19 protein-coding genes are annotated in these 26,945 nt (G+C 41.4%); 13 read left to right on the top strand and 6 right to left on the bottom strand.

What is annotated here, in order from left to right; all coding sequences use genetic code 11:
- Positions 1-104: 104 nt before the first annotated feature.
- From KFO40_RS07405 to KFO40_RS07370, 8 genes are all read left to right on the top strand, one after another.
- Positions 105-2,936: a two-component regulator propeller domain-containing protein gene (locus KFO40_RS07405; RefSeq protein ID WP_117610828.1), complete on the top strand. Its 2,832-nt coding sequence runs from the start codon at positions 105-107 to the stop codon at positions 2,934-2,936.
- A gap of 703 nt (positions 2,937-3,639) precedes the next feature.
- Positions 3,640-4,155, top strand: a complete 516-nt coding sequence (locus tag KFO40_RS07400; RefSeq protein ID WP_211146223.1) for an RNA polymerase sigma-70 factor — start codon at positions 3,640-3,642, stop codon at positions 4,153-4,155.
- A gap of 69 nt (positions 4,156-4,224) precedes the next feature.
- Complete coding sequence (locus KFO40_RS07395) at positions 4,225-7,524, top strand: SusC/RagA family TonB-linked outer membrane protein (protein ID WP_151934499.1); 3,300 nt, start codon at positions 4,225-4,227, stop codon at positions 7,522-7,524.
- Between the two features lie 3 nt (positions 7,525-7,527).
- Positions 7,528-9,261: a RagB/SusD family nutrient uptake outer membrane protein gene (locus KFO40_RS07390; RefSeq protein WP_211146222.1), complete on the top strand. Its 1,734-nt coding sequence runs from the start codon at positions 7,528-7,530 to the stop codon at positions 9,259-9,261.
- A 31-nt stretch (positions 9,262-9,292) separates the two neighbouring features.
- Complete coding sequence (locus tag KFO40_RS07385; protein ID WP_008021663.1) at positions 9,293-10,831, top strand: Ig-like domain-containing protein; 1,539 nt, start codon at positions 9,293-9,295, stop codon at positions 10,829-10,831.
- 5 nt (positions 10,832-10,836) lie between these two features.
- Entirely contained in the window at positions 10,837-12,240 is a 1,404-nt protein-coding gene (locus tag KFO40_RS07380; protein WP_004316018.1) for an alginate lyase family protein, read from the top strand.
- A 249-nt stretch (positions 12,241-12,489) separates the two neighbouring features.
- Positions 12,490-14,139, top strand: a complete 1,650-nt coding sequence (locus tag KFO40_RS07375; protein ID WP_008021666.1) for a glycoside hydrolase 43 family protein — start codon at positions 12,490-12,492, stop codon at positions 14,137-14,139.
- 66 nt (positions 14,140-14,205) lie between these two features.
- A complete protein-coding gene (locus tag KFO40_RS07370; protein ID WP_195564661.1) occupies positions 14,206-15,426 on the top strand; it encodes a glycoside hydrolase family 88 protein in 1,221 nt (406 codons plus the stop codon).
- 162 nt (positions 15,427-15,588) lie between these two features.
- Here the strand turns inward: KFO40_RS07370 and KFO40_RS07365 are convergent, their stop codons facing one another.
- From KFO40_RS07365 to KFO40_RS07350, 4 genes are all read right to left on the bottom strand, one after another.
- Positions 15,589-16,062, bottom strand: coding sequence for a copper resistance protein NlpE N-terminal domain-containing protein (locus tag KFO40_RS07365; RefSeq protein ID WP_009040929.1), 474 nt, complete (start codon positions 16,060-16,062; stop codon positions 15,589-15,591).
- Positions 16,063-16,119: 57 nt separating this feature from the next.
- Complete coding sequence (locus KFO40_RS07360; RefSeq protein WP_009040928.1) at positions 16,120-17,412, bottom strand: hemolysin family protein; 1,293 nt, start codon at positions 17,410-17,412, stop codon at positions 16,120-16,122.
- Positions 17,413-17,663: 251 nt separating this feature from the next.
- Positions 17,664-18,449, bottom strand: a complete 786-nt coding sequence (locus KFO40_RS07355) for a M48 family metallopeptidase (RefSeq protein ID WP_004296962.1) — start codon at positions 18,447-18,449, stop codon at positions 17,664-17,666.
- A gap of 33 nt (positions 18,450-18,482) precedes the next feature.
- Positions 18,483-20,861 (bottom strand): TonB-dependent receptor, encoded by a 2,379-nt coding sequence (locus tag KFO40_RS07350; protein ID WP_117684428.1) that lies wholly within the window; start codon positions 20,859-20,861, stop codon positions 18,483-18,485.
- 181 nt (positions 20,862-21,042) lie between these two features.
- On the opposite strand from KFO40_RS07350, the gene KFO40_RS07345 reads away from it, so the two are divergent.
- Both KFO40_RS07345 and KFO40_RS07340 read left to right on the top strand, forming a co-directional pair.
- Positions 21,043-21,477: a DUF2007 domain-containing protein gene (locus KFO40_RS07345; RefSeq protein ID WP_004316013.1), complete on the top strand. Its 435-nt coding sequence runs from the start codon at positions 21,043-21,045 to the stop codon at positions 21,475-21,477.
- A gap of 26 nt (positions 21,478-21,503) precedes the next feature.
- Entirely contained in the window at positions 21,504-22,322 is an 819-nt protein-coding gene (locus KFO40_RS07340) for an alpha/beta hydrolase (RefSeq protein WP_120143443.1), read from the top strand.
- Positions 22,323-22,730: 408 nt separating this feature from the next.
- On the opposite strand, the gene KFO40_RS07335 is transcribed toward KFO40_RS07340, so the two are convergent.
- Both KFO40_RS07335 and KFO40_RS07330 read right to left on the bottom strand, forming a co-directional pair.
- Complete coding sequence (locus KFO40_RS07335; RefSeq protein WP_004316011.1) at positions 22,731-23,525, bottom strand: DUF4595 domain-containing protein; 795 nt, start codon at positions 23,523-23,525, stop codon at positions 22,731-22,733.
- A gap of 6 nt (positions 23,526-23,531) precedes the next feature.
- Positions 23,532-24,980 (bottom strand): S41 family peptidase, encoded by a 1,449-nt coding sequence (locus KFO40_RS07330; protein ID WP_211146221.1) that lies wholly within the window; start codon positions 24,978-24,980, stop codon positions 23,532-23,534.
- A 180-nt stretch (positions 24,981-25,160) separates the two neighbouring features.
- Between KFO40_RS07330 and mnmA the strand changes: the two genes are divergently transcribed.
- From mnmA to KFO40_RS07315, 3 genes are all read left to right on the top strand, one after another.
- Positions 25,161-26,228, top strand: coding sequence for a tRNA 2-thiouridine(34) synthase MnmA (gene mnmA / locus KFO40_RS07325; RefSeq protein WP_118407628.1), 1,068 nt, complete (start codon positions 25,161-25,163; stop codon positions 26,226-26,228).
- 88 nt (positions 26,229-26,316) lie between these two features.
- Positions 26,317-26,571, top strand: a complete 255-nt coding sequence (locus KFO40_RS07320) for a hypothetical protein (RefSeq protein WP_004316007.1) — start codon at positions 26,317-26,319, stop codon at positions 26,569-26,571.
- Positions 26,561-26,902, top strand: coding sequence for a type II toxin-antitoxin system RelE/ParE family toxin (locus tag KFO40_RS07315; protein ID WP_008643242.1), 342 nt, complete (start codon positions 26,561-26,563; stop codon positions 26,900-26,902). The genes KFO40_RS07320 and KFO40_RS07315 overlap by 11 nt, the downstream gene beginning before the upstream one ends.
- Positions 26,903-26,945: the final 43 nt, after the last annotated feature.

The raw sequence follows: 26,945 nt of genomic DNA, 5'->3' as shown, positions 1-26,945 counted from the left end.
TATAGAGAATACGAAGGGGCTACTTTTTTAAAAAAGGAATGTGCTCTTTTGGAGATTTTTATGTATGTTTGTCACATGTTTAATATGAAAGGAAGCAGTTGTAAGTGAAGAACACGATTAAATATCTGATTCTTATATTAATATATTTGGCTTGTGGGGGTAATCTACAAGCCCAAAACTATACATTCCGTAATGTCGTCATGTCCGACGGGCTATCCGGACTGTTGGTGAATGCCATTTATAAAGATTCCGAAGGTTTTGTATGGTTGGGGACGGATAATTGCCTCGACCGTTTTGATGGTGTGAAAGTGCGCCATTTTGAATTCCGTGGCATTGAGTCGGGAAGAAAGAAACGGGTAAACAGTGTTACGGAAACATCCAATAAACAACTTTGGGTGGGAAACGGAATCGGGCTTTGGCGGTTGAATCGCCCAAACAGCCAATTGGAAAGGATTGTCCCCGAAAAGATAGACTTTGCCGTCAATACGTTACTGGCCGATGGAGATATTCTTTATATCGGCACAGAGAAAGGCTTATTCATTCATAAAGACGGTCAGTTGCTTCAAGTCTTGACAGACCGGAATATGCTTGCCGCCTGTAACAGAATCATGGATATTTGTCTGAATGAAGATAAAACCGTATTATGGTTGGCCACGGTACAGGGATTGTTCTCTTATTCACTGAAAGACGGCAAGATTGATTCCTGGCATTTTCAGGAGAATGTGCCCGAAGCCGATTATTTCCGTTGCCTTACTCGTATCGGCGAAACGCTCTATCTCGGTACAATGAGCCAAGGTGTAGTACGTTTCGATATAAAGAAGGAATCATTCTCTCATGCGGTATCTTTGGGGTGCGATGTCATTTCCGATATTTCCAGCGATGGTAAAGGGACTGTGTATATAGCTACTGACGGCAATGGCGTACACTTCCTTTCACACAAAGACCAACAAGTGACACGTCGTTTTTACCATGATGTCAATGATAAGGAAGGAATTCGCAGTAATTCTATTTATTCCTTACTTATAGATGATAGAGGTGCCGTCTGGGTGGGGCATTTTCAGGCAGGACTGGATTATTCACTCTATCAGAACGGCCTTTTCCGTACGTATGATTATCCACCTTTGTTTAATTCGGCCAATCTTTCCATCCGTTCTTTTGTAAACAAAGGGCAAGAGAAGGTCATCGGTTCGCGTGACGGCTTGTTTTATATAAACGAAGCTACCGGAGTAGTGAAGAGTTTTGTAAAACCCGTCTTGACCTCGGATTTGATACTGACAATCTGCTTCTATCAAGGAGAATATTACATCGGTACGTATGGTGGCGGTATGATGGTATTGAATCCGGAAACGCTGTCTCTGAAATATTTTGCCCAAGGTGATACGGAGCTTTTCCAGAAAGGACATATCTTCTGTGTGAAACCGGATGCCAAAGGAAATCTTTGGATAGGTACTTCGCAAGGGCTGTTCAGCTATAACGGACAGACAAAGCAGATAAAGAGCTTCACCAGTGCCAACTCCCAACTGCCGGAAGGCAATGTGTATGAAGTCAGTTTTGACTCTACCGGCAAAGGATGGATTGCTACCGAAACCGGTATGTGTATTTACGACCCGGCTTCCCAAAGTTTGCGTTCCAATGTCTTTCCCGAAGGATTCGTGAATAAAGATAAGGTTCGTACTATCTACGAAGATGCTGAACACAACCTCTATTTTATCCGTGAGAAAGGAAGCCTGTTTACATCCACTTTAACGATGGACCGTTTCCAGAACCGCTCTATCTTTTCTACTCTTCCGGACAACTCGCTAATGTCTGTTATAGAAGATAACCAAGGCTGGTTGTGGGTGGCTTGCAATGACGGGTTATTGCGTATCAAAGAAGAGGGAGAGGAATATGATGCTTTCACTTTCAATGATGGAGTGCCGGGACCAACTTTTACGAATGGAGCTGCTTATAAAGATGAAAAAGGACTATTGTGGTTTGGTAACACTAAAGGACTGATTTATGTCGATCCGAAACGTGTGGACGAGGTGCGTGGCAAGGTCCGTTCGATCGTATTTACTGACATATTAGCTAATGGTGTCCCTTTTACCAGCTCCTCTTTGAAATACAATCAGAATAATTTGACTTTCTGTTTCACAGACTTTGCTTATGGTCTCCCATCTGCCTTACTATATGAATATCGACTGGAAGGAGTGGACAAGGACTGGAAATTATTGGCTGCACAGAACGAAGTTTCTTATTACGGACTTTCTTCCGGGACTTATACTTTTCGTGTACGTCTTCCGGGAAATGAGCAATCCGAAGCTAGCTGTCAAGTGACGGTATGCCCTATGATACCTTGGTGGGGATGGGGACTTTCCGTTTTATTAATCGTAGGAATTATAGCCTTTATACGGTATTATGTCTGGAAACGTATGCGTCGTTTGCTTGTTTCTTCTGCTTCGCCGGTTGTGGTATCATCAGCAGAGGAGGAGATACAACAAAGAGAACAGTCTGTAGAACAACATCCGGAAGTAAATTCAGAACAACAACCTTCCGTTGTTGAAGAGAAATATAAGACCAATAGACTGACCGAAGAGGAATGTAAAGAACTTCATAAAAAACTGGTGGCTTATGTGGAGAAAGAAAAGCCATATATCAATCCCGATTTGAAGATGGGTGACCTGGCTTCTGCATTGGATACTTCTTCACATTCATTATCGTATCTTTTGAACCAGTATCTTAATCAGTCCTACTATGATTTTATCAACGAATATCGCGTTACCCAATTCAAAAAGATGGTAGCGGATAGCCAATATTCCCGCTATACTTTGACTGCACTGGCAGAACTTTGTGGATTCAGTTCGCGTGCCTCCTTCTTCCGCTCATTCAAAAAGAGTACGGGAGTTACTCCGAATGAATACATCCGTAGTATCGGCGGAACAGCCAAAGAAGAGTAACTTTCCGACTTATTATCCCTGAAATCTATTTTGCATCCATATTACCTTCACCCTTCACTTCTCCCTGTTCATCGGGGTTAGAGGGTGAACCCTGCCCTTTCACTTGGTGAACCCCTTCTCTTTTATTCTTTTCCTATTTCCAATCTGTTATTAGATAAGTTCTTCTTCTCCCTATCTAAACTTCCTTTTCCTTAATTGCAAAGTTGTTTTTTATAGGAAGCAAACTTTAAATGCAAGTTTTGTTTTTATAATCAAAGCTTGCATTTATAAAAACAAAACTTGCATTTATATAATCAGAACTTTCATTTATAGTTTATCATTAACCAAAAGCAACTTTGCAACAAGGGCAAAACAAGTTTATCATTAATGAAAAGGAACTTATCTCTTAATGTCCTGCATCATCATTAGCCTGAATGTAAGATGAAGGAAAGGCCAAAATGGTGAAGAAAGGGAGTAAAGAGGTGAAGGGGGTGAAAGCAAATGGGTATAAGGAGAGCGAAAATACATTGTTTTTTAGTAAATAGAGTATCAAATTATAAAATGAGACTCTGTTTGTTGTGAATGTAACTTCTTGATATATAATGATATATATGCAAATAAGTCTATCTGGATTCTTGGAGATTACTCTGTCCTGTTTTCGAGCTGTTATATCCAAAATCACCTCTATATTTGCATCGTGATCAAAACCGAAAAAGATAGTATTATGGAGACAACAGCTAACACTTCCGACAACATTATCACCCGTTCTTATGAAGAATATTATCAGGTGATTCTTACCTATATTACTTATCGTATCACTCATCGCTACGAAGCGGAGGATCTAACCCAGGATGTATTTGTACGTCTGCTGGACTACAAGCAAATGCTCCGTCCGGACACAGTGAAATATTTCTTGTTCACCATTGCCCGCAATATTGTGATCGACTATATCCGTCGTTATTATAAGAAACAGGAGATAGACAGCTACATCTATGATACTATGTCCACTTCTACCAATGAAACCGAAGAAAAAATTATCGGTGATGATTTAATGACAATGGAACGGACCCGCTTGGCTGCTATGCCCGAACAACGTCGGTTAATTTATACATTGAACCGCTTCGAAAATAAAATGTCTCCGGAAATCGCAAATGAACTGAATTTAAGTTGCAGGACGGTGGAAAACCATCTGTTTCTGGGACGTCGTGAAATGCGCGAGTTTTTCCGGAATTGTATATAATCTTATTCATTAATAAATAACCCTTTGTGCTTATGGAAAAGGAGTCAGAATTTACAAAGAGGTACTTGTATGCCTCACCTTATTTTAGAGAACAAAAATTTAATACTATTTTTAAACCTCAAATTTAATTTTATGAAACGAAGAGGATTAATATTTAATTCGCGACCTAACAAAACAGCGGTGTTTGCGTTAGGATTAATGCTGGGACTTTGTCCTGTTTCAAAGGCGTGGGCCGATACAAACATGAAAGATAGTCAAGTAGTGGCACAGGCTCAAAAGAAAGTGAAAGGTCAAGTCGTTGATGCAACAGGCGAACCATTGATTGGTGTGAATATTACTGTAATAGGAGGAACAGAAGGAACTATTACGGATATTGACGGAAATTATACGATTGGTGTACCTGCTGGAGCTAAGTTGAAATTCAGCTATATTGGTTATAAGGATCAAATTATAGATGTGGCTGCACAAACTGTGATAAATGTAAAATTGCAGGAAGATAGCGAAGTATTGGACGAAGTTGTGGTAGTGGGATACGGTTCACAAAAGAAGGAGACATTGACTGGTGCTGTAACAGTGGTATCTGATAAAATGTTGAAGAATAAAGGAACGATGTCAAGTCCGTTACAGGCAATGCAAGGTCAGGTTCCGGGTGTTACGATCACTCGCAATTCGGCAGCTCCGGGAGATGAGAGCTGGGGCTTGAAATTGCGTGGTTCTGTTTCTGCAAATAATGCGGAGCCATTGATCGTTATTGACGGAGTTGCTTATGATGGTGTAAATGCACTGCGTAATATCAACCCTTCTGATATTCAGTCTATCAATTTTCTGAAAGATGCATCGGCTGCTATTTATGGTTCCCGGGCTGCAGGTGGTGTGGTATTGGTAACCACTAAGCAGGCAAAGGAAGGAAAAGCGAGAATAGAATATAGCGGTTCATACACTTACAAGATGGTGGGATTGCAGCCGAAGCTGATGACTATGAACGAGTGGGCAAATGCAGTGTTACAGACTTGTCAGAACGATGGTCAGCCGGATTCTTACTCATGGGTGAAATATGCGAAAATGGCATTGGCTAATGAAGGTAAATACATTGATTTGGATCACAGTGCAAATCCTTTTGCTCCCAGCTATTCAGATGTAATGGATTTCGTGTTCATGGATACCAACTGGCAAGACGTGTTGTTCGGCAATTCTTATTCTACGCAACATGACTTAGCTGTTTCCGGAGGTACAGAAAAGAATTTATATCGCTTGTCCGTAGGGTATATGTATGATGACAGTAACTTGAAGTGGGGAAATAATAACAATCAGCGTTTCAATCTTCGTTTGACTAATAAACTGAAAGTCTTTGATAACTTTTCTATTGAATCTGTGATAGCCTATAACCGTCAGGATCAGGTGGCTCCTTCACAACTGAATAGAACATTGACTTCCAGTTATCCGCAACCGGGACTTCCGGCTTCTACGATTGATGGAAAACCTTATTCGTGGGGAACTTGGTTGTCACCGATTTGGTTTGCCGAACTGGGTGGAGATAATAAACTGAAAGTATCTGAAATTAATATCAGTGAGAAATTCACTTACAATATTAATAAACATCTGGATGTAGTAGCAAATCTCGGTTATAACTCCGGAGTAGCTTCACGTGATATAAAGAAGATGGCTATTACTTCTTATAATTATGCGGGAACCAAGATAAACACTAAGGCTGACGGTTACAAACAGGAAGAGTCGTCTTACGAGAAAACAAGTTCGCGTACAGACTTCTATTCTATGGCAGGTTATGTTGATTATCATAATACATTTGCGCAGCATCATAATGTAAGTGCAATGGTTGGTGCTCAATATGAATTGAAAGAATACGATTATTTTGGTGTATCGGTGAAAGATATACAGAACTCGTTGGAAACTGTAAATGGGGCAGGTTTGGTAAATCTGACAGATAAACATGGTACAAAGTGGCATGAGGCTGTGATGTCCTACTATTCTCGTTTAAACTATAATTATAAGTCAAAATACTTATTGGAAGTAAATATGCGTTATGATGGTTCTTCCAAGTTTAAACCGGAAAATCGCTGGGACTTCTTTTATGGAATATCCGGTGGATGGCGTATTACGGAAGAGGCGTTTATGAAGAACATCAAATGGTTGAACGATTTGAAAATCCGTCTTTCTTATGGTGAAGTTGGTAACCAGAGTGGTATTGATCGATATGATGGTACACAATTCTATAAATTTGAATCTCAAAGCGGAGCTTATATCGGTCCTAACAAAGGCACTATCATAGATACGAATGGTAAAATCGCTTCTCTGGGACGTGAATGGGAACGCATTAAGAACTATAATTTAGGATTGGATTTTTCCTTGTTCGATTCCCGTCTGACAGGTACTGCCGAAGTATACATGAAACGTAATGATAATATGTTGATTAATGTTTCTTATCCGGGAGTTCTGGGTGATAACGCAGGTATGTCAAACAATGGAAAATTCAGATCACATGGATGGGAAGTCATGGTAAACTGGTCTGATAAGATTGGAAAAGACTTCACTTATCATGTAGGAGGTACTTATTCTTTTAATACGAATAAACTGACGGATATTGGTGCAGTTTCAGTTCTGAAATCCGGTTTTGTTGATAAACAGCAAGGTTATCCGTTGAATAGTATTTTTGGTTTGCGTTATGCCGGCAAAGCACAGACAGAAGAAGAACGTCAAAAATATCTATATCGCTTCCTGACTGGTAATACTATCGGATTGACAGAACAAAACTTCCGTTTGGGAGATAATATGTATGCTGACGTAAATAATGACGGCAAACTGGATCAGAATGATATTGTTTATTTAGGTACAGATGATCCGAAAATCTCTTTCTCTTTTAATGTAGGAGCAGAATGGAAGGGATTTGATTTATCATTGGTTTTCCAGGGTGCTGCTCAACGTACAATCTTCCGTACGGGAGATAATAACGGTAATGAGATTTGGCGTATACCGATGAAAGCATTATATCTGAACACTTCGAATCAATCGGTAGGTAACACGTGGAGTCCGGAGAACCGGGGTGCTTATTATCCGACATATAGTAATAAGAATGAAATCAATGACTACAACTATCAGGCTTCTTCCTGGTCAGTGGAAGATGGTTCTTACATTCGTCTGAAAAATGTGACATTGGGATACAATGTACCTTCTGCCTTTTTAGCTAAAACGAAAGCAATTAGTTCTTGTCGTGTATATGTAGCAGGTGCTGATCTTTGGGAATATTCTAAAATTAACGACGGATGGGATCCGGAGGCTAGCCGTAAGGTATCAGCAGCAGGACGTTTCCCCTTTGTCCGTACAGTGACTTTCGGATTAAATCTAACTTTTTAATGTATGAAGAATATGAAACTATATAAGAAAGCTTTTTTAATTTTATCGCTTGGTCTGACACTGAATTCGTGTCTGGATCTTGATCCGCAGGACCAACTGGCAGATGGCAACTTATGGGGGGCAGCAGATGATTTTAAATATTTTGCAACTAATTTCTATGGTTGGACCCGTGATTTCAAGTCTGTTATTTCTGATGGTGCACATTCTGACTGGCGTTCGGACTTGATGACTTCCAGTTCTGTAAATATGTACAGCAATGGTAGTAATCCGATTCCTACTTCAGACGGTAACTATACCAGCAATTATGCCCATATCCGCCGTTGCAATTTGTTGCTGCAAAAAGCGGCGTCTTTTTCCGGTAACGGTGATATTAGTCGCTATGTAGCAGAAGCGAAGTTCTTCCGTGCTTATTCTTATTTTGATTTGGTGCAATTGTTTGGCAATGTGATTATCACTAAAGAACCGTTGGATATTACTTCACCCGAGTTACGCATGAGCTGCAATGACCGTAGCGAAGTGATTGACTTCGTGATTCAGGATTTGAAGGATGCGGCTGAAGTATTGCCGGAAACAATTACGACAGACGATGAAGGGCGTATTTCAAAATGGGGAGCTTATGCATTCCTTTCACGTGTCGCTTTATATGAAGGCACATGGCAACAAAACCGCAATAATGAAGAACGTGGCAAAGCATTGTTGAGTATTGCAGCGGATGCGGCGAAAAAAGTTATCGACAGTAAGCAATTCGAGCTATTCAAACCAGCAGCATTGGGAGAGATGGCTTATAAATACCTGTTCATTTTAGAGAATGTACAGTCTAATCCTGCGAATCTGACTAAGAGTGCCAATAAAGAATATATATTCTATCGTCGTCATGATGAAACGATTGCTCCGATCGGGACTAATATCACACATGGTTGTGTAGCGAACGTGCAATATATTAATCGTAAATTTGTGAATATGTATCTTTGTAGCAATGGGCTACCTATTGACCATGCCAAGAGTGCTGATGTCTTTAAAGGTTATGGAGGTCTGACTACGGAATTTGAAAATCGTGATAATCGCATGAAGAACTGTCTTCTGGCTCATGGCACTAAATATTGGGATAACGACAAACCGCGTATTGACTGGAAAGGTATGGATGGGGAAGATGCGACCAATGCCATTACATGTAATGTATTCCAAGGTTCCGGTTATCAAAACCAAAAATGGGGTACGGAACGTAAGGTGGCTGATACATTTGAAGGTTACGACTTTCCGATTATTCGTTATGCAGAAGTTTTATTGAATTATGCAGAAGCTATGTATGAGTTGGGAACCACCGGCAAAGCTTTGGATGATGCTTTGAATATCTCGTTGAATTTGGTTCGTCTCCGTGTAAACCCGGATATGCCTAAACTGACTACGTCTTTTGCTTCAGAAAACAGTTTGAATATGCGAGAGGAAATCCGTCGTGAACGTACCATCGAATTGTACAATGAAGGTTTCCGAGTTGATGATTTGAAGCGTTGGAATACTGCTATTGTAGAGATGCCTAAACCTATTCTAGGAGTGAAATGGACAGGAACTGATTTTGCGACTTCATGGGCTGGCGCTTCTAATATGGCAAAAGACTCCGATGGCTGTTTGATCTTGGAAAATAGTCGGCGCTGGGGTGGTAAAAATGACCTGTATCCGCTTCCGGTAGATCAGTGTCAGTTGAATCCGAACTTAGGACAGAATCCGGGATGGCAATAATCAAGTCTGAATAACTTAAAGAATAAGAATCATGAAAAGAGATTATATAAAATATTTTGTTGGACTGGCGGCTTGTTCGTTTTTAGGTCTGACTTCATGTGATGATGATAAGGATTTAGGAGGAAAGATGGACGAAATGATTACAGTATCCACCATTACTCTTAACGAAACTCAATATGATGCAGGGAATAAAACAATTTGTCTGCTGAAGAACAAAGAACTGCAACTCTCTTGGAGTATTGCACCTGAAAATGCAACCAATGCTAATGTGCAATGGACTTCGTCGGATGAATCTATTGTTGCTGTTACACGGGAAGGTAAGGTCGTGACTAAGGATAAAGCAGGAAAAGCTATTATTACATTAACGCCGGAAATCGGTTTCGGTCCGGAGGCTACGATCGTCACTAGAACAGTTGAAGTTATGGACGAATATACCTATATGTCAGCCATCAATATAACTAATGTTCCGGCAGAAGAGATTGCGGCAGGCGATGAATATCAATTAACTGTTTCTTCAGAACCGGCAACTACTACGTTCAAGCGTTATAAATGGACAAGTAGTAACCCGGAAGTAGCTACGGTGGATGAAAAGACAGGTTTGGTGACCGGAATCAGCAAAGGGGATGCGATTATTATAGTGACGGCTGATGATTTCAGTTCGAATCCGGTGTCTGCAAGTTGCGAGATAGGGGTTAAGATAGTAACTCCAATTACCGGAATGACGTTTACTGAAGATGCGGAACTTAATCAATTGGGATATGGACAGGAATATCAGGTTAAGTACACATTGGAACCGGTAGATGCTACTGCTTCGCTGCTGACTTGGACGAGTGATAATCCGGAGGTGATTAGTGTGGATAAGACTGGTAAATTGAAAGTACATACTACTAAGGCCGCTTCTGCTGTGATAACAGCTTCTTATGGCCCTGTTGTACAAAATGTAACTGTCACAGTTGCCGATGGACGTTTCTGGTATTCATTAGGTAATGGTTTGGGTAACGGACTGGATAATAATTGGTATTTGGATGGCAACAATGCGTCTGTCGTTTCATCTGACGGAAATAAGACCACTGTTCAGATGGGTGGACCTGATAGTAAGGTTAAGTATCGTGGTGATTTATGGCTTGCGAGAAGCGGTAAGGGAAAAGTTGTTAATATAACTCCTGCTGAATATAGATATCTTGCTGTTAAAATTGGATTTAAGTCTCAATTACATGTTGGAAATAATAGTCAGGGCTGTATCAAACTTGAAGTTTTTGATGATGGCATTAAGAAAATTGGTCCTGAATATTGGGGTACGGCTGGAGATGCAAATAACAGGTATGCCATTTTGGGTACAAGTGAAATATCAATTACAAAACCTAATGTGTTGTATTATGATTTGCAGGCAAGATATAAAACAGTGACTCCTACAGATTGGAATCAGGTCTTTGATTTGTCGCAATGTAAGTTTGTAATTGCTGATTTCCCGGAAACAGCTCAGACTTATGATCTTTACTGGATTCGTTCTTTCAAATCCATAGAGGAACTTCAAGCTTTTGTAGATAGTGAAAACAATACTAACGAATAACTACCATGAATAAGATGAAATTATATACAATAATAGGAGCAGGGCTTTTTGCCCTGACTTCTACCACGCTTTTAGCATGTAGCGAAATAGAAGACGGCTCTAATGATATGAGTAGTTGGCCGGAAGTGAAGGATTATGTTACGACTTTGGAACATCCTTGTATGCTTCATACAGAAACGGATTTTGAGTTTGTAAAAGGAAAAGTGCAAGCCGGTGCGCAACCTTGGAAAAATGCGTTCGATCATTTAAGTCGTGGCGGGAATAGCTTGTCACAATCAAATTATAAGGCTTCTCCGGTGAAATTATTGGCGCGTCTCGATCAAAATAATTGGGCAGGCAAATATCCCAATGACTGGAATAACTACACGAAGTTGATGAAGGACGCTGCCGCAGCCTATCAATTGGCCCTTCGATGGAAATTGTCGGAGACTGACGGTGCACAGTATGCAGATGCTGCTGTTGCTATTTTGAATGACTGGGCTAAAACATGTACAGGATTTATCGTGAATGATAAAGGTGAATTTATAGATCCGAACGAGTTCTTGATTTTTATTCAGGTACATCAAATAGCAAATGCAGCGGAGATTATGCGTTCTTATTCAGGATGGCAGGAAGCTGATTTCATTAAGTTTAAAGCATGGATTGCAGATGTCTTTTATCCTCATATCACAAAATTCCTGTCTACGCACAATGGAAATGAATGTGCGCTTCATTATTGGCTCAATTGGGATTTATCTGCGATGACAGCTTTACTTTCTATCGGTATTTTGGCGGATGATAACTTTAAAATCAATGAAGCTATCCAATATTTCAAATTTGGTATTGGTTCGGGAAATATAGGAAATGGCGTTCCTTTCATACATTTAGATCCGGATAGTAATGAAATGCTGGGACAATGTCAGGAATCAGGTCGTGACCAGGGACATGCTACCTTGTGTGTCAGTCTGCTGGGTGCTTTCTGTCAGATGGCAAAGAATGTAGGTGAAGACCTTTTCATCTTTGATGACGGACGTGCATTGGCTATGTGTGAGTATGTGGCTAAATACAATATCGGTGGTGCTGAAACCGGTAGTTCAAGTGCCAGTTGGAAGATGACCGGTTTCAGGTATACAGATAATGATCTGCCTTATACTACTTATACAAATTGTAGTGGAAGCTGGGATACCATTTCTGCACAGGAAAGAAGAGAGGGAAAGGATTCACGTGGTGAAGTGCGTCCTGCGTGGGAGCTGGTGAATCGTTTGGCGCAGGATTATGGTAAATCAAGCATCTATGCTAAGATGTGGGTTGATAAAATGCGTGAAAATGCATCACGCGGAAATTCCGATGGTGGGGCAGGTGATTATGGACCTAATAGCGGCGGTTATGACCAATTAGGTTTCGGAACCCTGATGTTTGCAAAAGAGTAAAGAAAAAGCTGTTGGTAATATAGCATGATTGTTTTACAATAATCTTAGATAAATAGAAAAAAGTTGGAAAGGGATTAGGTATTTACCTAATCCCTTTCGTATATATAAGTAAATAGGTCAGTAAATAGATTGTTTTGAAATCAGAGATAGGATTCAGTTTTAAAAGTGCTTGGTTTTTATATAAGGTAGAAAGAACCTGTTTTTAGGAATAACGAATCTAGTTTTGAATGAAATTGATTAGTAAGGTATATGCGTAAAAAGATTCTGTTTTTAGCAGGAATGATGGCTTGCAGTTCATTGGCAGGCGCACAAGAAATTTCTAAGACCTGGGTGGCTGATAAGGGGAATGGAACTTATCAGAACCCGGTTCTTCATGCTGACTATTCAGACCCGGATATCTGTGCGGCCGGAGATGATTTCTATATGACAGCATCCAGCTTTAATTGTATTCCTGGAATTCCTATTCTTCATTCCAATGATTTGGTTAATTGGTCGTTAGTAAACTATGCGTTACCGGTTCAGGAGCCGGAACCTTTCTTCGATAAGGCACAGCATGGTAAAGGCGTATGGGCACCGGCCATTCGTTTTCATAACGGAGAATTTTATATTTACTGGGGGGATCCGGATTATGGAATCTATATGATTAAAACCAAAGACCCGAAAGGAAAATGGAGCAAACCTGTATTGGTAAAAGCAGGGAAAGGAATGATTGATGCAACTCCTTTGTGGGACGAAGACGGGAAAGTATATCTGATACATGCTTATGCCGGAAGCCGTAGTGGGGTGAACAGTATCCTCGTCATTTGCGAACTGAATCCAGAAGGAACAGAAGTTATTTCCGATCCGGTGATGGTGTTCGACGGAAATGATGGAAAGAATCATACCGTAGAAGGACCGAAGCTCTATAAACGCAACGGATACTATTATATTTTTGCTCCGGCAGGAGGGGTAGCAACCGGTTGGCAATTGGTACTTCGCTCAAAGAACATCTATGGCCCTTACGAATCGAAAATCGTGATGGCACAAGGAAAGACAACGATAAACGGACCTCATCAGGGTGGTTGGGTAGACACCAACACAGGAGAATCCTGGTTCGTCCATTTTCAAGATAAGGGTGCTTACGGACGTGTGATTCATCTGAATCCGATGATGTGGATAAATGACTGGCCTGTAATCGGAGTGGACAAGGATAAAGACGGTTGCGGTGAACCTGTAACGACTTATAAGAAACCGAATGTGGGAAAGACCTATCCGATCGCTACTCCGCCGGAGAGTGACGAATTCAATACCCGGCATTTGGGATTACAATGGCAATGGCATGCCAATAAAAAAGACACTTACGGGTTTACTACCGATTTGGGATTTATCCGTCTTTATGCAGGCAGCCTTTCGAAAGAGTTTGTGAACTTCTGGGAAGTTCCTAATCTGTTGATGCAAAAGTTCCCGGCTGAAGAGTTTACAGCTACGACCAAGCTGACATTTACTGCCAAGCAGGATGGAGAACAAGCCGGAATTATTGTGATGGGATGGGATTATAGTTATCTTTCTATTCGCAAAGCGGGGGATCAGTTTATTCTGCAACAGGCAGTTTGTAAGGACGCGGAACAGCAAAATCCCGAACAGATAAAAGAATTGGCAAACATTCCGGTAAAATATCTAAAGATGCCGGGAGTAGCAGATAATGAATGGCAAACAGTTTACTTGCAAGTAAAGGTTCGGAAAGGAGCCGTTTGTACATTTGCTTATAGTCTGGACGGGAAGAAATATACGACAGTAGGAGAGTCTTTCACAGCCCGTCAGGGCAAATGGATTGGAGCCAAAGTCGGACTATTCTGTGTGACTCCGAATGAAGGCAATCGGGGATGGGCAGATGTCGATTGGTTTCGGATGAATAAGTAATTGACCAATCAATAATTGACAAAGAGAAATAAAGATTAAGAATTAACTCGAAGATATCAGATTAAGATGAAAAAGATTGTAGTAGGTTTGGCTGTGATGTTAGGTTTCTGTACGTGTGTTCATCAGCCGTCCGGTACATTGGATGTGAATAAGGCATTGGACTATTGTGCAGAGCAGACACAACGTACGCTTGCGGAACTGAAAACAGACTCCGGCATCGACTATACAATGATGCCACGTAATATCATGACTGACGAACATCATTGGAATTGTCGGAAAGCGACGAAGGAAGAATGGTGTGCCGGTTTCTGGCCCGGAGTATTGTGGTATGATTACGAATATACGAAAGATAAACAGATTCAGAAAGAAGCGGAGAAGTTCACGAACTCACTAGAATTCCTTTCCAAGACTCCGGCTTTCGACCATGATTTGGGCTTCCTCGTGTTCTGTAGCTACGGAAATGGTTACCGCCTGACCAAGAATCCGGCTTACAAACAAGTGATTCTTGATACAGCCGATACGTTGGCTACTCTGTTCAATCCTATCGTAGGAACCATCCTTTCATGGCCTCGTGAAGTGGAACCCCGCAACTGGCCGCACAATACCATCATGGATAACATGATTAACCTCGAAATGCTTTTCTGGGCAGCGAAGAATGGTGGAAATCCTTATTTATATGATATTGCCGTTTCTCATGCCGATAAAACGATGAAATGCCAGTTCCGTCCCGACTATACATCTTACCATGTAGCGGTATACGACACCATTACAGGTAATCTGATAAAAGGAGTAACGCACCAAGGTTATGCCGACAGTACCATGTGGGCGCGTGGTCAGGCATGGGCAATCTATGGATACACGGTAGTTTATCGTGAAACGAAAGATCCTAAGTATCTTGATTTCGCGCAGAAAGTGACAGATGTCTATCTCGAACGTTTGCCGGAAGACAAGGTTCCTTATTGGGATTTCAGTGCACCGGGAATACCGGATGCTCCGCGTGACGCTTCTGCTGCGGCAGTGGTGGCCTCTGCTTTGCTTGAATTATCCACTTACCTCCCGAATGGAACAGGAAAACGTTATAAAGATGCTGCTATTGAAATGCTGGCAAGCCTGAACTCTGACAGTTATCGGAGTGGCAAGAGCAAACCGTCCTTCCTGCTTCATAGCGTAGGACATTGGCCGGCTCATTCCGAGATAGATGCTTCTATTATTTATGCAGATTATTATTATATCGAAGCCTTGTTGAGGCTGAAACGTCTGCAAGAAGGACACGGGGTATTGGGATAACAGTATTTCCGGGCTTATGAATACGGTAATATCAAAGTATCGGTAGAACTAATAAAGTGAATAGTCCGATTAGAATAGGTGATAGTGTAAAAAAGGAAAAGCTCTGCAAGAACGAAGGTTCTATACAGAGCTTTTTTTACTGGTTAGGGTTAGGCTTATTTATTATTTTACCTTGATGATGTCATAATTCAAATTGCTGACAGCTTCTTGCAAGCTATCGTTCACCAAACGAAGAGTGGTGTCGTTAACAACCACGAAATACATCGGAGCTTCACCATCTTTCGGAGTTAACTTAACAGCAGTAACAGGTTTTTTGTTCACAACCTTGTGTACAGTCTCTTGTTTTCCTTTCGAAGTGAAAGTCTTGTTTTGTCCTTGACCTTCAGCGTCGAGGTAAGTCATATCCAGTGTGTACACTGTATCTACACCGTCAGTTGCAGCATTTAAGGTCAGTACATAGTCAATACCCGGACCGTCGGCAGCAGGAAGAGTACCTTCATAAACTTCAGTCAATTCGGTAATCGGAGTCATAGCAATAGCTAGACTGTCTGCTTGTGCCTCTGCGGCTTTGTTTGCTTTTGATTGGCATGATGCCAAAGCAGCTACGACTGCTGCTAACATAATTACTTTTTTCATCATTAAGTGCTTTAAGTTAATATAATTATAGTGAGCTATTGCTCGTTTTTTGCTATCCTATTCCTGTTCCTCGTCCCGTTTGATGACAAGCAGTTTGTCTACTCGTCCGCGGTCCATGTCCACCACTTCGAATTGCAGATTCTTGTAGGTGAAGATATCTCCTGCTTTCGGGATGCGACCAATCAGGAACATGGCCAATCCACCCAGAGTGGTGAAGTCTTCCGATTCCAGATCTTCGTAGGATAGGATACCCATTTCCTCCATGAAGTCGTCGATATTCATTGAAGCTTCCACCAGCATTGAACCATCCTGCCTAGTGACGATTTCTTCTTCTTCCATTTCATCCTCTTCAAGGATGTCTCCGAAGATACTTTCGGTCAGGTCGTGCAGTGTGATAATGCCTTCTGTGCTGCCATACTCGTTAACAACAACTCCGAACTTGTTTTTGTTCTTCTTAAATAGCTCTAAAACTTTATTTGCATACAAACTTTCCGGAATAAAGAGGGGAGGACGGGCAATTTCGCGCAGGTTAAACACCTTTTTGTTGCCTACCATTAGGATAATATCCTTTACGGAAACCACACCGATAATCTCATCTTTCCGTTCGTCTACCAATAGATATTTACTGTAATGTTCTTCTTCAATAATCTTCATCACCTTTTCCTGTGTATCATCGGGATGAAGGATAATAAGATCTCTGCGATGTGTCATCAGTTCGTTGGCGCGTTTATCAGAGAAACGGAATACGTCGCGTATCATTTCCGTTTCCTCTTTGTCAATCACACCCTGCTCCGAACTTTGGTGCAGGATCATTTTGATTTCTTCCTGTGTCATGGGGCGTTCTTCGCTTTTCAGACCGATAAGTTTGTTCAGTAACCGGGTAGAGACGCTTAGCAACCACACAAAAGGATAAGAAACCTTCGTCAGCAGAATCATGACCGGGCTGAACAAAGTGGCGTACCGTTCCGGATTACTAAGAGCAATGGATTTAGGAACCAGCTCTCCGATAATCAGAGAAAGATAGGTGATGATTGCTACAGTAGTAATCATTGCCAGGTTGCGTGCGTATGCTTCTGCGCCCGGAATGAGAGAAAAGAAAGGTACGAGGTCGTCGGCAATAGCCACACCACCATACGCACCGGATACGATACCGATCAGCGTGATACCAATCTGAATGGTAGACAAGAACTTTTCCGGTTCTTCCAATTGTTTTAAAACTCCTCGGGCTGATTTGTTACCTTTTGCGACAAGTGTTTCAAGACGTGCTTTGCTGGATGATACCAACGCAATTTCATACATGGCAAAAATGCCATTCAGTATAAGTAAGAAAAGTATGATAAGAAATTCCATAAATGGATTTAAATGGTTATAGGGTCGAAATTACAAGAAATCGGGACACTATGCAAATATGTGTAATATATTAATGAAAATTTAATAATCGTGTTGTCTTTTTTGTGTAATCATAATAATATAATTGAGGCACGGATTACGCAGATTTCACAGTTTCAATTAAATAAGAACTGTGTTAATCCGTGTAATCCGTGCCTTAATAAAAATCAACAGGAAGTTTTGAACTCTTCCTTATATATTAGATAAACTCTTTACTTCTTAGCGTAGCTGTCTGCTTTGGCTTTTGTACGTTCAATGCGTTTTTGAGTGTCCGGATGTGAAGAGAACATTCTTTGTGCATAGGATGCTTTAGGAGCATCTTTTGCAAGTTCTGCCAATTTACTCAAGGCATTTGCCATTGCATAAGGGTCGATGCCGTTTTTTACGCAGAATTCAACACCATAATCATCGGCTTCATTTTCTTGCTTTTGTGAGAATTGTGCACCGGCAAGAGCTTCTGCCATGGCTCCCAGTTCGGAGTCTGTCAGTTTGGCTACTTTGTCGTTGGCTGCACCTGCCGCGTTTTTCACAGCTGAACGGAGATAAGCATTCTTCATGGCATCTTTGGAATCTGTGTGAACCACATGACCGATTTCATGACCTACCACTGCCATTACTTCTTCATCCGTCATAACATCCATCAGACCGGCGCAGATACGTACACTACCGTCACCGCAGGCAAAGGCGTTTACGTCTATTACTTCATATACGCCAAAGTTAAGTTTCAGTCCGTCCACTTCTTTGATATGTCCCGTCAGTTTCTCCAGACGTTTGCCATATTCAGTATCAGGTTTTGTCAATGGATTATGAGTGTCCATCCATGCCATATATTCCTTACTCATATTAGCAATGTCCGCATCAGATAACGTAACGGCTGATACTACATCTTTACCTGCTTGTAAGGCTTTTCCTAAATTAATCTTCTTGCCGAATTGTGCAGAAGCTGTCATTCCCATGCCTAATAATACGAAGGCAATCATAGCGATTTCTCTTTTCATACTCTTTTTCTAGTTTAATGTTCTATGCATAAATTAATACTCAAATGTTATTCCTAATGTGGGGAGCAAAGTCCCGCTCGATTGTTTGAGGCGTTTCATTTTATAGTGTTGGCTGTCGGCAGGAGCTTCCGGATTCTCGATGATGCCGGTGCTCATCAGCACATCCTGCTGTTTCAGTTTGCTTGCCGTGATATTCTGCAAATCAAGATAGAATCCCAGCATGCAATGTTTCAGATAAAATGTCTTGTCGATACGGAGGTCTACCTGTGCAAAGGCCGGAAGACGTTCCTTATTATATTTTGAATAGTCGTAATATGCTTTGCCTTGTGCATCCCAGGCGGATACCAAAGATGACTTTTCTTCATCGTATGGGGTATAAGGAGCACCACCGATGCAACTGACTTTCATGCCGACACTCCATTGGTAGGGCAGATTGTAAGTTCCCCGTAAATTGAAAATATATCGGTTGTCCCATGCGGATGCGATGTATTCGCTCTCTTTGTCGTTGCGGTATTCACTTTTAAAGATGGTGAAGGAAGAAGCCAGATTCAGTTTCTTGGCGATCAGCCACTTTACCAGAATCTCCGCGCCATACGAACGTCCTTGAGCGGTAGAAGTCAGCAATTCATTGCCAATCACTCCATAATCATTTCCTTTGCAGGTAAGAGGAATCCCGTCTACAACGGAGAGCGGAATTTTGTCATAGTCTTTATAGAATCCTTCGACGGAGACTTCGAACGTATCTCCTTTGCGCCAACTAATGCCCAGACTTTCCTGGCTGACTTTCATATAACGCAGATTGTATTTGTTGACATACGTTCCGTTATTATCTTTAAAACCGAGTGCCGTGTAAGGAGGCAACTGATAATAAAGTCCTGCATTTCCGCTAACGAACCAGTGCTCGGCAAGTTGGTAGGAAAGCGATATGCGGGGAGAAAGCTGGTCGGAGAGTGACTTCATGGCCGACGAATAATTGTTGGCATCAGCTCTCAATCCCAAGGAAGCTGTGAAACGTTCGTCCATCGAAGAGTAGCTGATAGTGCCGAAAAGTCCCCAACGCATCATTCCCAAATAGGTATGGTAATCAAACGTTTGTGCCTGATTGGTATATGCCTTTTGAAAGGTGGTATTGGTATATTGACTATAATCCAGATTCACTCCGAGATTGACTTTCCAGTTGCGGAAAGAAGAATTGTTTTCGAAGCGGAACTTCGTTTCCTGTTCGGTAGAACGGAGGCGGAGCATCAGATTCTCCGGAATGCTTTCATCATTCTGCCGGTATTTGGTATTGCGGTTGTTCAGGTAACTGTGACTGACTACCACCGATTGCACATGCGGGCCTGCATAGTGACGATATACAGCACCTAAGGTAAACGTTTCCTGCTTGATTTTTGGCAGGTAACTAAGGATATATTCATTGTCCTCGCTATCTGCTTTCGTGTTCAATCGCATATTGTCGATTCCTCCAAGCCCCAATACCGTCAGTTCGTTCTGTTCGTTGAACCGGGTTTTCAACTTGAATTGCGCATCGGTGAAAGTCGGCAGGAAAGGCAGGTCGAGCATATCAAACAGGAATTGCAGATAAGATTGACGCACGGATACCAGATAGGAGGTTTTCTTTCCAATATGTCCGTTAGAGGTCAGAGAGACTTCGGATGCTCCGAGGGTAGCTTTTAGTGAGTTATGCTCCATATCTCCGTCGCGCAATTTGAAATCAAGCACGGAGCTAAGTGCGTTCCCTCTATCAGTGGGAAAAGCACCTGTATAGAAATTTACTTCACGGATCAGGTCGGCATTGAGAATCCCCACCGGACCGCCGGAGGCTCCTTGTGTGCTGAAGTGATTGATATTAGGTATTTCCACTCCGTCCAGATAGAAACGGTTTTCAGAAGGAGAACCACCGCGTACAATCAAGTCATTGCGGTAGCCGATAGGAGAGAAGGCAACTCCCGGATAAGACTGAACAATACGCGAAATGTCCCGGTTGGCTCCCGGACTCTTTTCTATTTCCTGCAATCCGATGATGCGCAGGCTGACCGGACTTTCCAAGTCGCGCCGGAAAGGAGAAGCGGTGACGGTTACTCCTGCGAGTTCGGTCAGGTTCTCTTCCATTTCTATCGAAATGTTCAGATCTTTGGTAGATAAGATATATTCGGGAGTAGTGACACTCTTGTAGCCGATGGCTGTCGCTTGTAGGCGGTAGATGCCGGGAGGCACTTGTTCGATGGTGAAATGACCTTCCGCATTGGTGACACCACCTTTGTTCAGCCCAAGAACCATTACGTTAATGAATTCTAATGGCTGACGGCTGTTTTTCTCAATCACCGTTCCCTTTATTTGATGTACAGGTTGTGCCTGTAACAGGGAAAACAGGATGTTGGAAAATAGTAGCAGTGTCAATAGTTTTTTCATGTGATTGCCAATTGTCGCTGCGAAAGTACGAAAAAAGTATTAAATAATGATATCTTCCGTGAATAAAAATAGAATCACTTCTGATTTGGTTCGTTTTACCTGCTGATAAAGTTAGTCGGGTTTTGTTTCACATTTCATTTTTATATCTTATTTTTGTGGGACATATTAAAACAGATTCCTTATGAAGACTGTAAAATTGATCACTTGTAATGATGCGATGAAGGCACATATCCTTCAGGGAGCATTGGAGAATGAAGGCATCGAGTCTATTCTGCACAATGAGAATTTCTCTACTTTGTATAAAAGTTGCGTAAGTAGTATAGCAGGGGTGGATATATTGGTGGCAGATGAAGACTACGAGAATGCTGTCCAAGTGTTGAAGGATAACGATAGTTGGCCGGAAGAGTTAACGCTTTGTCCGTACTGCGGTTCATCGGACATCCAGTTGGTTTTGAGAAAAGAAAAGCGTTGGCGTGCTATGGGGGCTGCTATCATTTCTGCATTAATGGTCATTCCCCCGGGAGACAACCACTGGAACTATACCTGTAAACAGTGTCATAAAAACTTTGAAATGCCGGTTGCTAAATTTAATCCTGCTGCAGAGCCAGAGGAATAATTATATCTAACTATTTATAACACACAATGGAAAAGAAAAAAAATCTATTAATTGCTCTTCTTTTAATTTGGGTAGCTCCCTCTTTTGCTGCCAAAGTAGATACCTTGTTAATTAAAAGTCCTTCCATGAATAAGGAAGTGCAAGTGGTCGTTGTTACGCCGGATGTTGCATCAGGAAAGAAATCGGTGGCTTGTCCCACCATTTATTTACTGCACGGTTACGGTGGAAATGCTAAAACATGGATTGGCATTAAACCGAATCTTCCCCAAATTGCGGACGAAAAAGGAATCATATTCGTTTGTCCGGACGGAAAGACCAGTTGGTACTGGGATAGTCCGGTCAATCCGTCTTTCCGCTATGAAACTTTTATTTCGTCGGAACTGGTGAAGTATATCGACGAACATTACAAGACGATTGCCGACCGTAAGGGACGCGCCATCACCGGATTGAGTATGGGTGGACACGGAGCGATGTGGAATGCAATCCGTCATAAAGATACGTTTGGTGCCAGTGGAAGTACAAGCGGAGGGATGGATATTCGCCCGTTCCCGAAAAACTGGGACATGGCTAAACAGTTGGGAGAATATGAATCGAATAAGGAGGTATGGGATAATCATACCGTTATCAATCAGATTGATAAGATAGAGAATGGCGATTTGGCTATCATTGTCGATTGTGGAGAAGATGATTTCTTCCTGAATGTGAACAAGGATTTGCATAACCGCCTGTTGGAAAGAAAGATCGATCATGATTTTATTACCCGCCCGGGAGCGCATAATGGACAGTATTGGAATAATTCCATTGATTATCAGATTCTGTTCTTTGATAAGTTTTTCAAGAAATAAAACCGGGAATACTTGACTTTGGCTTTTCAATGTTGTATCTTTGGTACAGAATCATAAAATAGATTGAGGTTAAACTACGATAGAAGGAGGGAGCGGAAGCTTTCTCCTTTTTTGTTGTATCCTTGGGAGTCGTGAGCTTTATCCCGGTTTATAAAAGGGATGAAACTAGAGATTAACGTGTTTTATACCGTAGCTTTATAAAAATTAGACGGTGCGTTACGACTCATTAAACGCTGCATTAGGAGAAGTTAGAGCCTTTGTTAGGTAAAATCAGAGCCTTTGTTTCGGAATAAACAAAGTTGAGGCATGAAAAGTATCTTTATAGGTTAAGAATCTATAATTCTGCTCTTGACAGAAATAGAGTGATTATACTACTTTAAAAGAGAATTCGATGTTCGGAATGAAAGATTATTCGAAAGAAATCGAAATGTTGCGTGTGTATGGATAATAGCTGGCCTGTCCTCCGGCATAGGTCGTCTGACAAATCATCCTGGATGGATTTCCTTTTTTATCAAACCCATACGAATAGACTGTCTTTTCGTCGTTACTTCCTGCAGGACAACTGTGCATGGTGAAATGGCGCGGATCCTTACCCAATAACCCTGCGTAAAGAGCTTCAATATGGAATGTCAGAGGGTGTATTTCCAATAAACCGAGGCAGGGCAAATGATATGTCGAACTTTCTTCTCCCGGTTCATAAATGAACTTGTTTTCAAGGCCGTTCATCTTGGAACTGATAGAGGTTATATCTCCGTTCTCGTATGTAAGTGATGTTGATGAATATTCTGTATCGTCAATATTCTCGACAATTCCGGTTAAGTATCCTTCTGCAGAGTAAGAAAATTGATAAATACGATTTTGTGAAGACAAACTGTATACACATTGACTGGCATAGCCTTCGCTATTTAATGTATATACTAAAGTGAGATAGTCAGTGGTAACTGTTACCTGATTATCAGAGTAGCTCAAGTTTACTTCGTTACTGATTTCTTCTTCGAAATAACGTTGTTTTATAATATGTTGAATCAGGCGCTCGCCATCGAACATAAACTTCTCTGTTCTATCTACAGGATTTGAATCGCTCTTGACGGTTTCATTGAAAATCATAGCCCATTGCCCTTTATCCTCTACTGTGCCCTTTTCGTCATCATCCGAACAACTGAATGTCAGTATTGCCAGCAATAAAATAGCTATTTTTTTCATCCTTTCTTATTTTAATCGTAATCCGTTACTACTAAAACGTCTACTTGCCGGACTTATTACGCTTTTCTCTATCTTGAATTGCGCTTTTGTCGTCTCTTCGGTTTCTTCGTCCTTTGGTGGATAACTTCCGTCAATAACACCGATGGCTACTTTTAACATTCTTTCGTTAGGATCACCAAATGGCAGAAACTCACTGTAATTAGTAACTCCACCAATAGTCGTTTCACTGATTTTAAGATCTGTTGCAGGGGAGAGAGCTCCTCCGGCATCGTGGTTGGAATCATAAACAGTGCAGACTACCGGATTGATTGACCACAGAAATTCTTCATTAATGAATTGTTCTGTTGCTACATTTTGTCCTTTGGTGACACCACCGATGGTTACAACAGGATAGCTGTCTTTCAGGAATAGGCTCCTGATTAACATTTCCGGTGCTCCGGCTGTTGTACTGCTTGTGATAGCAAATAGGGCGGGCAGGTCTAAATTAACACCGCTCTTTAATATCTCACTATCAAAGTTGATGGTAGCATCCTTGTCCCTGTTTTTATTATTATATTCCAGATAGGCCATCGGCTTATTTAATCGTACTTCTGAAGTCAGAATTGTACCTAATAACTGAACGCAATCCAATGAACCACCGGCGTTGTAACGTAGGTCAAGTATAACATATTTCACGCCTGCTGTCTTGAACTCTTGTGAGATTTGTCGCAGTTCGTTATTATACTTGTCCGGATCACTATTGGTTCCGGCAGTGAAGCTATTGTACATGAGATACCCTACTTTGATATCTCTATTGTTTTCTTTTACCGTAAGTATTTTGGTCTTATGTACCGGATTATCCTCAACGGATCGTGCAGCAGGTAGTTTTAATGTTATGTCATTAGGTACTACCTTATATACAAATTCTTCTTCTCCTACTTCTTCCCCTTCTTCCGGCTCAACAGGAACTTCTTTCCATACTCCCATCACCAAATCCCGAGCTTTGGTTCCCTGTAGTAATTGAGTCTCATATTTCTTGCTGATGTAAGAAGTATCGACTTTCATAATCCAGTTTCCACGTTCCAGTCCGGCTGCTTCTGCCGGTGAACCGGGAATGACGTAAGTAATTAATGCGTTATATGCTGTATCGATATCCACACTTCGAACCAGTGAATAATCAAATCCATAAGTAGGCAGCGGGGTTTCCATCACAGAATCCACAAACGAGTAACTGTCGCTTTTCGATTTCACTTTAGACAAGAACGAGGCAGGCTCCAGAAACAGATTCACATCATCGTAGGAAGGTAGATCTTGATACCACAGATAGTTCTGTTGCATGATGTCGTACATCCATGTATCCAGTGCAGTTTGATGGGCATACTCCGGCCAGCGGTCGACACCACAGGAGAAGAAACCACTGATAGATACGAGAATCAGGGCAGGTATGAGGATTATCTTTCTTAATTTCGTCATCATAAAAAGCTTTTTACTGTGCAAATGTAGGAAATACTTTGCTTATCTACCACATTTATGGTATAAAAATGCCTTCAATGTGTGATTGGGTGTTAGAGAATCTTGCCTTATCTTTGTGACATCAAAGTTTTCGATAGGTATTAGCTAAAATATAGAAAGTTATTAATAGACGGATTTTTATTCATGGAGATAGCTGCATTATTGTCAGGAGGTGTCGACAGTTCGGTTGTCGTACATCTCCTTTGTGAGCAAGGATATAAGCCTACTCTTTTTTACATTAAGATAGGTATGGACGGAGCGGAATATATGGACTGTTCGGCAGAGGAGGATATTGAATTATCTACTGCAACGGCACGTAAATACGGTCTGTCTTTGGAAGTGGTGGACCTGCATCAGGAGTATTGGGAGAATGTGGCGGCGTATGCCATTGATAAAATTCGGCAGGGATTGACACCGAATCCGGACGTGATGTGTAATAAGCTTATCAAATTCGGCTGCTTTGAACAGCGTGTCGGGAAAGATTTCGACTTTACGGCAACCGGTCACTATGCCACCACCTTGCAATGTGATGGTAAAACTTGGCTGGGCACAGCAAAAGATCCCGTGAAAGATCAGACAGACTTTCTCGCCCAGATTGATTACCTGCAAGTTTCCAAACTCATGTTTCCCATTGGAGGGTTGATGAAGCAGGAGGTACGTGAGATTGCAAACCGTGCCGGATTGCCTAGTGCCAAAAGGAAAGACAGTCAGGGGATTTGTTTTCTTGGAAAGATAAACTACAATGATTTCGTTCGTCGTTTTTTAGGAGAAAAGGAAGGGGCGATTGTTGAACTGGAAACCGGAAAGAAAGTGGGTACACATCGCGGCTATTGGTTCCACACAATTGGTCAGCGGAAAGGGCTCGGATTGAGTGGAGGTCCCTGGTTTGTAGTCAAGAAGGATATTGAGGAAAATACTATCTACGTATCTCGTGGCTACGGTGTAGAGACACAATACGGTAATGAACTCCGGATGCATGATTTCCATTTCATTACTGATAATCCTTGGAAAGGTCAGGAGAAGGAGATAGACATTACTTTCAAGATTCGCCACACTCCCGAATTTACAAAAGGAAAACTGATACAGGAAGGGGAGAAGCAGTTTCACATCTTGTCGTCCGAAAAGTTGCAAGGCATTGCTCCGGGACAGTTTGGGGTGATTTATGATGAAGAAGCAAAAGTTTGTGTGGGGAGCGGTGAAATCATCTGTTAAATAGTTTATTTTGATTGGTGAAGATTGGATTATCAGGAGATTTTTCACTACTTTTGTTTCGTAGAATATAAATAAAGGAGGATTGCTTATGACAACGATGGAATTGAAAAGTCTGAAAATGGACTTGGTGGAGGAACTCCTGAGTTTGAATGACAAAGAGATGCTCAATCGAGTGAAGAACTATTTGAAACGACTGAAAAAAATGGAAGCTGAAAAAGAAGAGGAAGAAATCACGAAAGAAGAAGTTCTAGCAGGGATTGACGCCGGACTGAAAGAGGTAAAACTTTCAATGGAAGGTAAGTTGGAGGTAAAGACTGCAAGAGAGTTCATTAATGAATTATGAAATTATAGTTAAGCCGACATTTCAGCGGGAGGCTAAAAGGTTGGCGAAACACTATTCCTCTTTTAAGGAGGATTTTGTTTCATTGATTGATGATTTAGAACAGAATCCTCTGCTAGGAACGGACTTGGGACATGGACTGCGCAAAGTTCGTATGAAAATAACTTCAAAAGGAAAAGGTAAAAGTGGAGGAGCAAGGGTTATAACATTTACTTTAGTCGTTTCTCAACAAGATGCAGTTTTGAATCTTCTTTATATTTATGATAAAGCAGATAGAGCGTCTATATCAGAAAAGGAAATAGAACAACTTCTGAAACAGAATGGATTGAAATAGAATAGAGAAAGGCACTGTTCACTAGTTTGTACTAATAGGATGT

This window comes from Bacteroides sp. 1001302B_160321_D4, from assembly GCF_015667765.1.
In the GTDB taxonomy this organism is placed as follows: domain Bacteria; phylum Bacteroidota; class Bacteroidia; order Bacteroidales; family Bacteroidaceae; genus Bacteroides; species Bacteroides xylanisolvens.
Note: the sequence above shows the minus strand (reverse complement) of the source record. Positions and strands in the feature narration are given on the sequence as shown.

Coding starts and splice junctions, on each gene's coding strand:
- KFO40_RS07365 (WP_009040929.1), bottom strand. CDS start 16,062: ATGAAAAAAGTAATTATGTTAGCAGCAGTCGTAGCTGCTTTGGCATCA.
- KFO40_RS07400 (WP_211146223.1), top strand. CDS start 3,640: ATGGAGACAACAGCTAACACTTCCGACAACATTATCACCCGTTCTTAT.
- KFO40_RS07320 (WP_004316007.1), top strand. CDS start 26,317: ATGACAACGATGGAATTGAAAAGTCTGAAAATGGACTTGGTGGAGGAA.
- KFO40_RS07335 (WP_004316011.1), bottom strand. CDS start 23,525: ATGAAAAAAATAGCTATTTTATTGCTGGCAATACTGACATTCAGTTGT.
- KFO40_RS07370 (WP_195564661.1), top strand. CDS start 14,206: ATGAAAAAGATTGTAGTAGGTTTGGCTGTGATGTTAGGTTTCTGTACG.
- KFO40_RS07330 (WP_211146221.1), bottom strand. CDS start 24,980: ATGATGACGAAATTAAGAAAGATAATCCTCATACCTGCCCTGATTCTC.
- KFO40_RS07355 (WP_004296962.1), bottom strand. CDS start 18,449: ATGAAAAGAGAAATCGCTATGATTGCCTTCGTATTATTAGGCATGGGA.
- KFO40_RS07375 (WP_008021666.1), top strand. CDS start 12,490: ATGCGTAAAAAGATTCTGTTTTTAGCAGGAATGATGGCTTGCAGTTCA.
- KFO40_RS07345 (WP_004316013.1), top strand. CDS start 21,043: ATGAAGACTGTAAAATTGATCACTTGTAATGATGCGATGAAGGCACAT.
- KFO40_RS07315 (WP_008643242.1), top strand. CDS start 26,561: ATGAATTATGAAATTATAGTTAAGCCGACATTTCAGCGGGAGGCTAAA.
- KFO40_RS07395 (WP_151934499.1), top strand. CDS start 4,225: ATGCCTCACCTTATTTTAGAGAACAAAAATTTAATACTATTTTTAAAC.
- KFO40_RS07380 (WP_004316018.1), top strand. CDS start 10,837: ATGAATAAGATGAAATTATATACAATAATAGGAGCAGGGCTTTTTGCC.
- KFO40_RS07340 (WP_120143443.1), top strand. CDS start 21,504: ATGGAAAAGAAAAAAAATCTATTAATTGCTCTTCTTTTAATTTGGGTA.
- KFO40_RS07360 (WP_009040928.1), bottom strand. CDS start 17,412: ATGGAATTTCTTATCATACTTTTCTTACTTATACTGAATGGCATTTTT.
- mnmA (WP_118407628.1), top strand. CDS start 25,161: ATGGAGATAGCTGCATTATTGTCAGGAGGTGTCGACAGTTCGGTTGTC.
- KFO40_RS07350 (WP_117684428.1), bottom strand. CDS start 20,861: ATGAAAAAACTATTGACACTGCTACTATTTTCCAACATCCTGTTTTCC.
- KFO40_RS07385 (WP_008021663.1), top strand. CDS start 9,293: ATGAAAAGAGATTATATAAAATATTTTGTTGGACTGGCGGCTTGTTCG.
- KFO40_RS07390 (WP_211146222.1), top strand. CDS start 7,528: ATGAAGAATATGAAACTATATAAGAAAGCTTTTTTAATTTTATCGCTT.